This window comes from bacterium (assembly GCA_030652805.1).
Lineage (GTDB): Bacteria > JAHJDO01 > JAHJDO01 > JAHJDO01 > JAHJDO01 > JAHJDO01.
Map to the genome: position 1 here is coordinate 1 of JAUSPT010000040.1, position 8,197 is coordinate 8,197.

General features: G+C 38.0%; 8 protein-coding genes. 7 read left to right on the plus strand and 1 reads right to left on the minus strand.

Translation table 11 applies throughout. The annotated features are described in order from the left end of the window. Positions 1-242: 242 nt before the first annotated feature. Genes mraZ through mraY form a run of 7 tightly spaced genes read left to right on the plus strand, consistent with a single transcriptional unit; the run spans position 243 to position 7,569 of the window. Positions 243-677 carry a division/cell wall cluster transcriptional repressor MraZ gene (gene mraZ, locus Q7J67_04125; GenBank protein ID MDO9464466.1) on the plus strand — a complete coding sequence of 145 codons (435 nt, stop codon included), beginning with the start codon at positions 243-245 and terminating at the stop codon, positions 675-677. Beyond that, positions 674-1,561: a 16S rRNA (cytosine(1402)-N(4))-methyltransferase RsmH gene (rsmH, locus tag Q7J67_04130; protein ID MDO9464467.1), complete on the plus strand. Its 888-nt coding sequence runs from the start codon at positions 674-676 to the stop codon at positions 1,559-1,561. The genes mraZ and rsmH overlap by 4 nt, the downstream gene beginning before the upstream one ends. Further along, positions 1,562-1,882 carry a hypothetical protein gene (locus Q7J67_04135; GenBank protein MDO9464468.1) on the plus strand — a complete coding sequence of 107 codons (321 nt, stop codon included), beginning with the start codon at positions 1,562-1,564 and terminating at the stop codon, positions 1,880-1,882. A 9-nt stretch (positions 1,883-1,891) separates the two neighbouring features. Next, positions 1,892-3,592, plus strand: a complete 1,701-nt coding sequence (locus Q7J67_04140; GenBank protein ID MDO9464469.1) for a penicillin-binding transpeptidase domain-containing protein — start codon at positions 1,892-1,894, stop codon at positions 3,590-3,592. Beyond that, positions 3,589-5,064: a UDP-N-acetylmuramoyl-L-alanyl-D-glutamate--2,6-diaminopimelate ligase gene (locus Q7J67_04145; GenBank protein ID MDO9464470.1), complete on the plus strand. Its 1,476-nt coding sequence runs from the start codon at positions 3,589-3,591 to the stop codon at positions 5,062-5,064. Before Q7J67_04140 ends, Q7J67_04145 begins: the two co-directional genes overlap by 4 nt. A gap of 19 nt (positions 5,065-5,083) precedes the next feature. Beyond that, positions 5,084-6,472, plus strand: coding sequence for a UDP-N-acetylmuramoyl-tripeptide--D-alanyl-D-alanine ligase (gene murF / locus Q7J67_04150; GenBank protein MDO9464471.1), 1,389 nt, complete (start codon positions 5,084-5,086; stop codon positions 6,470-6,472). After that, the gene (gene mraY / locus Q7J67_04155) at positions 6,472-7,569 is read left to right on the plus strand and encodes a phospho-N-acetylmuramoyl-pentapeptide-transferase (GenBank protein MDO9464472.1); all 1,098 of its coding nucleotides are present in this window, start codon (positions 6,472-6,474) and stop codon (positions 7,567-7,569) included. The genes murF and mraY overlap by 1 nt, the downstream gene beginning before the upstream one ends. Positions 7,570-7,585: 16 nt before the next feature. Here the strand turns inward: mraY and Q7J67_04160 are convergent. Continuing rightward, positions 7,586-8,197: DUF1559 domain-containing protein (locus Q7J67_04160; GenBank protein ID MDO9464473.1), on the minus strand; the 612-nt coding region annotated here is incomplete at its 5' end.

The following is an 8,197-nucleotide window of genomic DNA, read 5'->3' on the forward strand; positions in this document are numbered from 1 at the left end:
AACATGATGCTTCTTTCCTTATCTCCTTAAATATTTTCGCAGATACTATTAATATTTTCCTGACCCCATCCCGAAAGCTTTCGGGATGGGGTCCCTTGTATCCTCCACCTAGGGGGTAAGGATGTATCTTACCATTTCCATCTGCGTTACGACTATCGCTTGACACAGTACATAATATTATGCTAGTGTGTGGTAGAAAGTGGAGGGAAATGTGGAAAAGCTGTGGATTGTGGGGATAACTTATGTTTTACGGTGAATTTACACATGCACTGGATGAGAAAAACCGTCTTATTGTCCCTATGCGACTTAGAGGGAAAATAAAAGAAACTTTTGTTGAAAGATTCATTATTACAAAAGGACTGGATAACTGTTTATTCTTATTTACAGTGGATGAATGGAGATTGTTTGAAAATAAGACAAAAGCCTTGCCTCTTACCGGCAAGGACGCTCGCGCTTACACCAGGCACTTATTTGCCGGTGCTTCTGAATGCACAATAGACAAGCAGGGAAGGATATCAATCCCTTTGTATTTGAAGAATTATGCGCAAATAAGAAAGGACGTTATTATCATCGGGGTTATGAGCCGTATAGAGATCTGGAGCAGAGAAAATTGGATTTCTTATTCGAAAAACACAGAAAGATCTGTTAATGAAATTGCGGAACAATTGGAAATTTGATATTCAAGCATATACCTGTTTTACTTAATGAAGTACTGGATCTCCTGTGTATTAAACCTGAAGGCATATACATTGATTGCACAATTGGTGAGGGAGGACATTCTGAGGCAATACTGGATGTTATACATCCCAAAGGTTTTCTGGTTGGCATAGACTGCGATAAATCAGTCTTGAAGATAACCGAGAGAAGATTAAGAAAGTTTGCCGGCTCGTTCAAACTTGTTCACGATAATTTTTTAAATATTACAGATATTTGTGGCCAATTAAATATCAAGGCAGTAGATGGGATTATCTTTGATGTTGGAATGTCTTCGTATCAAATAGATGATCCTGAAAGAGGGTTTAGTTTTAATAAAAACGGGCCGTTGGATATGAGAATGAATCGCTCTTCTAACCTGACAGCTCAGAATCTGATTAATAGTTTATCCTACGACGAGTTAACGGAGATTTTTTTTAAATATGGAGAAGAACGATACTCCAGAAGAATTGCCTCTAGGATTATAACAGAAAGGAAAAATGGGTCTATACAAACAACAGGTGAGTTGGTAACCATAATAAAGAAGGCTATTCCTCTAAAAAGATATAGAATTCACCCTGCTACAAGAGTATTCCAGTCCTTAAGGATAGCTACAAATAATGAATTGGAAAATTTATCTACTGCAGTTACACAGGGCTTTGGTCTTCTTAAAAAGGAAGGCAGAATGTGCATAATATCATTTCATTCATTAGAAGACAGGATTGCAAAAAACAAGTTCAAGGAATTTAAAATGAATGAACAAGCTAAAATTATCACTAAAAAACCCCTGACACCAACAGAAGGAGAGGTTAATAAAAATATTCGCTCCGGGAGCGCAAAATTGAGAGTTTCAGAAAAAACACAATAAATGCATACAAACATTTTTCTATCTGCATATCATAGAGGGAAAAGTCTGCAAAAGACAGTTTCAACATTTAGATATTTTTTATGGATTATTCCTTTTATATTGCTTGGTATATTTTACGTATGGCAGCATATTGAGGTTGTGAAAAGTGGCTACTGTATCAATAAGTTAAAGAGTGAACGCATAAGGCTAATAGAAGAAAATCATATCTTACAGCTGAATGCGGCTTCTTTAAGATCCCCTCAGCGCATAGAAAACATAGCTAAGGATATGGGGCTCATCCCGTCTAAAAGATGGTGTGTAGTAAGATTATACACGAAGTAGGAACTTATCATGGGTAGTCTAAACTCTGGGCATAAACGTCGTACAGCAATTGTTGTGATAGTGATAAACATTGCTCTTCTTATTCTTATTGGGAGACTTTTTTATATCCAGATACTTCAGAATAAGAAGCTGTCTGAAGAAGCTAAAAAAATACAGAAGATGAAGATCTTCTCAAGTACTGAAAGAGGAATAATTTACGATCGAAACAGGAAAGAGTTGGCAGTAAACATAAAGACCTATACCCTTTATATCAGTCCCAAAAAGCTCAAAGATCCTAAGAATGTTTCCGAGCAGTTAGGAAGAATTCTCTTGAAAGATCCTGAGCAGATACTAAAACAAATTCAGTCTCGTGAAAGGCTTTTTACTTTAAGCAGAAAATTATCTTCTGAAGTGTATAACGAGATCTCGGCATTGGGATTAAAAGGTGTTCAGTTTCGCCCGGAAAGCGCTAGATTTTATCCAAAAGGGACATTAGGAAGTCATGTTATCGGATTTGTCAGTGGCGATAACAGGGGATTAGAAGGCACGGAGAAGTTTTTCGAGGATGAGCTGGGGGGCAAAACAGGTTATTATATCACCATGAAGGATGCTAGAGGCAGAGAACTTGTTTCATCCAGATCGCATATATCCAGTTTATCAGACGGCGCAAATATTGTTCTTACTATAGATGAAATTATACAACATATATTAGAACGTGAATTAGATAGACTGGTGGAAAAATTTAGTCCTAAGAGTGTGACAGGCATTGTTATGAATCCAAATACAGGCGAGATACTTGCCATGGCTAACAGACCGACATATGATCCAAATAACGCCGGAAGTTTTACCCATGATTGCAGAAGAAACAGAGCAGTAACAGATGCTTATGAGCCTGGATCTACTTTCAAGGTCATAACAGCAGCAACAGCTTTAAATAATAAAGTGTTTATACCTGAGGATATTATTTTTGCTGAAAACGGCTCATATAGATTTATGAGACATACAATACACGACCATGAGCCATATGGGAAAATTACATTCCGTCAGGCGCTTGAAGTATCAAGCAATATAGCATTTTCCAAGATAGGTACTAGAATCGGCGCAGAAGAGCTGTATAAGTATATTAGATTATTCGGGTTTGGAGCAAAGACAGGTATAGAGCTTCCCGGCGAGGCTAAGGGTTTACTGCGTTCTTTAAGTAGATGGTCAAAGCTTTCTGTTGGGGTTATTCCATTCGGACAGGAGATATCAGTGACGCCTCTTCAGCTTATAACTGCAATATCAGCAGTTGCAAATGGGGGAAACTTGATGACTCCTATGATTGTGAGTAGTATAGATGATAAAGGGGAAAAAATAAAAAAAGAATTCAAACCTAAGGTAGTTCGCAGGGTAATTTCTTCTGAGACAAGTAAAATGTTAAGCGAAATATTGACGGGTGTTGTAGAAACCGGAACAGGTATCAACGCGCAGATTGAGGGATACACTATTGCAGGCAAGACAGGGACTGCCCAGAAATACATACCAGGAGAGGGTTATTCCAATAAAAAATACGTAGCGTCTTTTATAGGATATTTACCAGTCCCTAACCCGCAGGTATCAATACTGATAATGGTAAATGAGCCTCAAGGAGAATATTATGGATCAATCGTTGCTGCTCCTGCATTCAAGAATGTTGCGCAGGATGTAGCAAGATATCTTAATATTTCCCCCGATAAGGGAGAACAACATTGAAATTGCAGAAGCTAATTTCTGATTTAGGGAGCTTTACTACATCTGGTAAGAAAGATATAGAGATTAATGGAATCGCCTCTGACTCTAACAATGTAAAGAGCGGGTTTATCTTTATTAGTATTAAAGGACTAAAGGCAGATGGACACAATTTTATTAACGATGCTATTTCCAGAGGAGCTGCAGCCCTCATAGTAGAAAAGGATGTAGAAGTATTAGAAGATATAACAATAATGAGAGTTCCTGATACGAAGAAGATCCTTCCTGTAATAGCAGACACATTTTATAACTATCCTTCAAATAGAATGAGCATTATTGGTGTAACGGGAACTAATGGCAAGACAACAACCACTTATTTTATTGATCAAATTTTTAGAAAAGCAGGCCACAAAACTGGAATAATTGGAACAATCAATTATCAAATAGGAGACAGGATCATACCTGCTGTAAATACTACACCAGACCCAATTCAATTAAGAGCATTGCTCAATCAGATGTTAGAGGTAAACACAGAGATTGCAGTAATGGAGGTTTCCTCTCACGCAATTGCTCAAAGAAGGATAGCAGGCATTGAATTTGACACCTGTATTTTTACTAACCTAACACCTGAACATTTAGACTACCATGAAACATTCGGGAAATATCAGGACACAAAGCTTCAGCTCTTTGAACAAATGGGGAAGAGCAGTAAAAAGAATACTGCTAAAAAAGCCATCATAAATATAGATGATCCTGTAAGCAGACGATTTTTTGATGTATGCCAGGTTGATATTATTACCTATGGATTAAATACAAATGCATCTGTGTATGCAACTGATATAAGATCAACCCTTAATGGTTCATGTTTTAAACTTCGCATAGGCTCTGAAAGCATAGAAGTAAAGATTAATCTTACAGGTAAATACAACATCTATAATGCGCTTGCAGCCACAAGTGCTGCGTTAGCTTTTGGTCTGTCTCTTGATGAAATTAAATCCGGACTGGAAAGTTTAAAATCAGTTCCCGGCAGGTTTGAGAAAATAACCACAGACGCAGGTTTTTGCATTATTGTTGACTATGCCCATACTCCAGACGGTATGAAGCAAGTCCTTAGTACTGCAAGAGACTTAACACCCAACAGAATAATAACAGTGTTTGGATGCGGAGGAGACAGAGACAGGTTGAAACGTCCACAAATGGGAAGGATCTCTTCAGAACTAAGCGACTATACTATCATTACCTCTGATAATCCAAGAACTGAGGATCCTATGAAGATTATTGAAGAAATTATTCAAGGCATTAAGGACACCAGCAGTTCTGCCCTTGAGATTATACCGGACAGAAAAAGCGCTATTAGGAGAGCAATAGAACTCGCTAAAGAAAATGACCTGGTAATGATTCTGGGTAAAGGGCATGAGACCTATCAGGTATTAAAAGACACAGTTGTCCCCTTTGATGACAGACAGGTTGCGAAAAAATATTTATTAAATTTCTAAAATGTAGTAGATTGTCGGTATGGAATCGTTGTATGTAAACGAGATAATAGAAGCTACTAAAGGGCAGCTTGTCAAGGGCGATCAAAATTTCCAGATTAGAAGCATATCAATAGACTCCCGCAGTATAAAAAAAGGTGACTTATTTATTGCAATTAAGGGAGATAATTTCGATGGCCACGATTTTATCGGTAATGCCATAAAAAGTGGCGCATCAGGAATTATTCTTTCCAGCCTGCATTCTCCTCTCAAAACTTTATCCCCAGCTTTTATTATTAAAGTAAGCAACACTCTTAAAGCTCTCCAGAATTTAGCAAAGTATTATAGGTTGAAATTTGATATCCCGATTATTGGTATTACAGGCAGTAACGGCAAAACCACTGTTAAGGATATGACAGAGGGCATACTCTCTCAGAAGCTCAAAATAACAGGGACAATAGGGAATTATAATAATCAAGTCGGGGTTCCGCTTACAGCGTTTAGACTATCGAAAGATACGAGTGCTGGTATCTTTGAAGTGGGAATAAGTTCATATGTGGAAATGGAAAATCTTGGAGAGATTATCTATCCGGATATTGCAGTTATAACGAATATAAACATAGCTCATATGCAGTATTTCAAGACAGTTAGAGGCTTGGTAAACGCAAAAGCAAAACTGTTGGACTTTGTTACTAAAGAAGGCGCTGTAATCTTAAATGCGGATGATAAATATTTTAGCTTTCTTAAAGCCAATGCAAAATGCAGGGTTATATCGTTTGGCATAAAGAACAAGGCTGATGTTATGGCTGAGAATATTAGTTTATTACCTGCAGGTACAAAATTTCTTTTAAATGGCGCTGTTAAAATAACTCTGCCGGTACCCGGAATTCATAATGTCTATAATGCATTAGCTGCTGCCAGTGTTTCTTTGCAGTTTTGTGAAGATCTAAACCTTGTAAGAGACGGCTTGAGGAACTTCAAACCTCCAGAGATGAGAATGCAAATGATAAAGATAAAAGATCTTGTTATAATAAACGACGCATATAACGCAAACCCAGCTTCAACCAGAGCGGCTTTAGAAGTGCTCAGAAATGTTAATTCAAATCCCAACGGGACAAAAAATAGAAAAGTTTTTATTTTTGGTAATATGCTTGAGCTTGGCGCCTGTGAGGTGTCAGAGCATAGGAAGGTTGGAAAATTTGTTACGGAATCTCAAATAGACATATTTATAACTATAGGAAAACTAGCTGGATTATCAGCTGCTACTGCAGAAGAGAATGGTCTCAGTGGAAACAAAATATTCTCATTCAAAAACACAGAGGAGGTTGGAGAAAAATTATTGAGCATACTGCAAAGTAATGATACTCTGTTATTAAAAGGTTCAAGAGCAATGCATCTTGAAAACATACTTGAAATACTAAAGGATTCGTAATGTTTTATCATCTTTTTTATTCACTCAGCAATGTATGGAGCGGATTTAATGTTTTTAAGTATATTACATTCCGCGCAGGAGGCGCAGCTACAACTGCGCTTCTGTTGAGTATATTTCTTGGGCCATGGGTAATAAGAAAATTGCAGGATTTGAACATTGGGCAATATATCAGAAAAGGAGAATGTCCTGACCTGTTCACTCTTCATCAAAAGAAACAAGGCACTCCCACCATGGGCGGGGTTTTAATACTTCTGGTTTTATTGATTTCTACATTATTATGGGCTGATTTCACAAACAGATACATAATGCTTGTTTTACTCATAACTCTATGCATGGGTGGAGTTGGCTTTATTGATGACTATCTAAAAATACATAAAAAGAATGCCAAAGGACTCAAGATAGGTGCAAAATTACTAGGCCAGCTCATTATTGCTGGTTTTATAGGTTTCTATCTTTATTATAATCCGGTAAGTTCTAAGTTTGCCACAAAGCTTGGAGTTCCACTTTTTAAAAATTTCTTTATTGATTTAGGCTATTTCTATATCCCATTTGTTATGCTGGTTATTGTTGGGGCTTCAAATGCAGTTAATTTTACAGACGGGCTTGACGGCTTAGCTATTGGATGCGCAATGATGGTTTCTATTACGTTCATTATAGTAACATATTTATGCGGACATATTGGATTCAGTAAATACCTGAATATCATAAACGTTGTCGGGAGCGGGGAGCTTGCTGTGTTCTGCAGCGCTCTGGTAGGAGCAAGCCTGGGTTTTCTCTGGTTCAATTGCTATCCTGCAGAGATATTCATGGGGGATACAGGTTCCCTTGCAATAGGCGGAGCGCTTGGTTTTGTATCCGTGATTGTAAAACAGGAGATATTACTGGTCATAGCTGGCGGTATTTTTGTTATGGAGGCTATATCTGTTATTATTCAGATTGTTTCATTTCGCATAACAGGGAAAAGAGTGTTTATGCTAGCTCCTCTGCATCATCATTTTGAAAAAAAAGGTTGGGATGAACCAAAGGTTACAATTAGATTCTGGATAGTATCTATAATTTTTGCTCTTATAAGTCTTGCAACCCTGAAGTTAAGATAAGTTGGTAATGTATTGGTTAGATGCCATTCGCATCTGAGTCCCATGGGAGAAGAGTGTCAGCTGTGACTGCATTTATCGGCGCAGGGTCTTCACTGGAAACATGCATATCACACCATAACACATTTGTCCTCCCATTATGACGGTCTGAAACCTGAGCAACTCCAGCGGCAGGAACCATACAATAACCAAAAGTACCAGCATCTGTGCGTTCTGTATCAGCAAGTAATAGTGTTTCTGCAGGTACTGGAAGTTTCCCTAATTTTCGAGATTGCCATTTTCTTATTGGTGTTCCTCCATATGGAGCATGGTAGGCTCTTTGATAATCTGTGAAGCCACTCCAATCGCGATTTAGCGATGGACATCTCCAAAGTTTCCCATTAAGAGACATATCTAGCCCATAATCTGTCAGCTGGGATAAAAATGGGTCGCCTGAAGCAGCAGCGGTGTAATTACATGGCATAAAATCGTCATAATCCTGAGCATAGATAGTTGCTATTAGTCCAATCTGCTTCAGGTTACTCATACATTTTATGCTCCTTGCCATTTCTCTTGCTTTAGCCAAAGCTGGTAGTAAGAGTGATGCAAGCAGGGCTATAACGGCTATTACAACAAGCAACTCAATAAGCGT

What these genes read in the sequence shown, in the direction of transcription:
- mraZ (MDO9464466.1), top strand. Translation starts at nt 243, where the DNA reads ATGTTTTACGGTGAATTTACACATGCACTGGATGAGAAAAACCGTCTT.
- Q7J67_04135 (MDO9464468.1), top strand. Translation starts at nt 1,562, where the DNA reads ATGCATACAAACATTTTTCTATCTGCATATCATAGAGGGAAAAGTCTG.
- Q7J67_04140 (MDO9464469.1), top strand. Translation starts at nt 1,892, where the DNA reads ATGGGTAGTCTAAACTCTGGGCATAAACGTCGTACAGCAATTGTTGTG.
- murF (MDO9464471.1), top strand. Translation starts at nt 5,084, where the DNA reads ATGGAATCGTTGTATGTAAACGAGATAATAGAAGCTACTAAAGGGCAG.
- mraY (MDO9464472.1), top strand. Translation starts at nt 6,472, where the DNA reads ATGTTTTATCATCTTTTTTATTCACTCAGCAATGTATGGAGCGGATTT.